Source organism: Novosphingobium sp. ZW T3_23 (assembly GCF_044987305.1).
GTDB lineage: Bacteria > Pseudomonadota > Alphaproteobacteria > Sphingomonadales > Sphingomonadaceae > Novosphingobium.
Map to the genome: position 1 here is coordinate 1 of NZ_JBJDRF010000126.1, position 1,804 is coordinate 1,804.

Below are 1,804 nucleotides of genomic sequence, written 5' to 3' on the forward strand. Positions count from 1 at the left end.
ATAAGCAATGGCCTCCTTCGCTACGCCCTACGGGCTCCGCTGCGCAGGCCATTGCTCAACCCGCGCTCATGCGCAACAAAGCTGCCCGGCTCTAATCCGCGCTGGTGGAAACCAGGGGGTCACGTCACCATTTCTCCGGCAGGTGCCAGGCGTGTGATGCCGGCCACTAGTCGCAGCCACCGCAGAATTCGAGCGCTTAGTTGTTGCAATGCAATTCGCGCGGTGAAAGTCGAACGCCCCTTGTGCGGATCAGTGGAGGCCCTGCCGCTCCGCCTCCATCAAGGCAGAAGCTAGGTCTGAGTAGGTGTAGGGTCCGACGGTGTAGACGCTTGTGGTCTTCATCGTCACTCCAGCCGGCAATCCATCCCCAGGAACATCCAGGTATTCGCCTTCATCCTCCCGGCCTTCCACGTCATGTGTAGGGCTGGGGCCGGGCGACGCAGTTGGCTCGGGGATATCCGACTGCGAATGGCTATCGATTGTCACCAGGTCGGCGTGGATGAGCAGCAATTGATCAGCGATCATTTCCAGCGCCAGAACTTTCCGCTCTTCTGTGGTTCCGCCATGTCGGGCGGAGGCGAGACTGATCATTTCAACCTCCTCGAACGAGAGCGCCTCCTTATCATGCGAAGCCGCGCAATGGGGCGGCGGCGAACGCAGCGCATCTTCGGTCATAGTTCCAGAATACTGTTGGATATGGTTCCGACTACGATAAGCGCGCAGCCTTTCAGCGTAATGGGCTGCAATCCTGGAATACGCTTCCCGATTCGCGCCAGGAAGAGAAGCCCGTCCGTGGATGAGGGCAAGCTGATGCTGATAAAGTAACTCGTTGAGGTCCATGATTAAGTCTCCGCATGGGAGCCACGAGGCCTCTTAATATCGATTCTCGTGCGACCTCGTTCGAGGCGTAATCATAACACGAGCAGCACGTATTAAGTCATCTATTTGCAGAGTGCTGCGAAGGTGGATCCGCCCCCTCCGGGAGGGGGAGTTATACCACGGTGCGCTGAGGCTGACTCACGCGGGGGATTCCCAAGCTCGTGAAAATCTGATTCGACGTAGCAGGCACGTGGAGGCTTGCGATGGCGGCAGCGATTGGGGTTCGGTCTGACTACACATCGGCGGATTTGCGCCAGTTTGCGCGACGAAGCGATGATGCGGATCAGGTCCGGCGGCTGTTGGCGGTGGCTCTGATCCTGGACGGCGGGAGCCGGAGCGAAGCGGCGAAGGTTGCCGGCGTCACGCTGCAAATCGTGCGCGACTGGGTCCTGCGGTTCAACGAAGGCGGCCCCGATGGTCTGGCGACGCGCAAGGCGCCGGGCCGGGCCGCGATCCTCAATGACGAGCAGCGCGCGCGGCTTGCGGCGATAGTCGAGACCGGGCCAATCCCCGCGGCGCATGGCGTGGTGCGCTGGCGGCTTGCCGATCTGACCCAGTGGATCTGGGACGAGTTCGCGCTCTCGGTCACGCGCCATACCCTCGGGCGTGAGCTTCGCGCGATGGGCTACCGCAAGCTCTCGGCGCGGCCCCGCCATCGGGGGCAGAAGGGCGACGACATTGCCGATTTTAAAAAAGCTTCTCTGCCCGCCTGGCGCAGATCAGGCGGCGCCTCCCGCGAGGAACGCCGATAGAGCTGTGGTGGCAGATGCTATGAGGACGGACACCGAGTGAAGGAAGGTTCACTATAGCGGCGTCCTCAATCCAGGGAGCCGCATTATGTCGTTCCAAAGCAATACCACACTTGTCGCGCTTGAGTTGAGCAATTCAGTATGGCTCGTCGGCACGCGATCGGCCGGCGCTCAGA

General features: G+C 61.0%; 2 protein-coding genes. One reads left to right on the forward strand and one right to left on the reverse strand.

What is annotated here, in order from left to right; translation table 11 throughout:
- Nucleotides 1-249: 249 nt before the first annotated feature.
- The gene (locus tag ACI3K3_RS25590) at nucleotides 250-840 is read right to left on the reverse strand and encodes a hypothetical protein (protein ID WP_404918919.1); all 591 of its coding nucleotides are present in this window, start codon (nucleotides 838-840) and stop codon (nucleotides 250-252) included.
- 242 nt (nucleotides 841-1,082) lie between these two features.
- Between ACI3K3_RS25590 and ACI3K3_RS25595 the strand changes: the two genes are divergently transcribed.
- Nucleotides 1,083-1,631, forward strand: coding sequence for a transposase (locus ACI3K3_RS25595; protein ID WP_404918921.1), 549 nt, complete (start codon nucleotides 1,083-1,085; stop codon nucleotides 1,629-1,631).
- Nucleotides 1,632-1,804: the final 173 nt, after the last annotated feature.

What these genes read in the sequence shown, in the direction of transcription:
- ACI3K3_RS25590 (WP_404918919.1), bottom strand. Translation starts at nt 840, where the DNA reads ATGGACCTCAACGAGTTACTTTATCAGCATCAGCTTGCCCTCATCCAC.
- ACI3K3_RS25595 (WP_404918921.1), top strand. Translation starts at nt 1,083, where the DNA reads ATGGCGGCAGCGATTGGGGTTCGGTCTGACTACACATCGGCGGATTTG.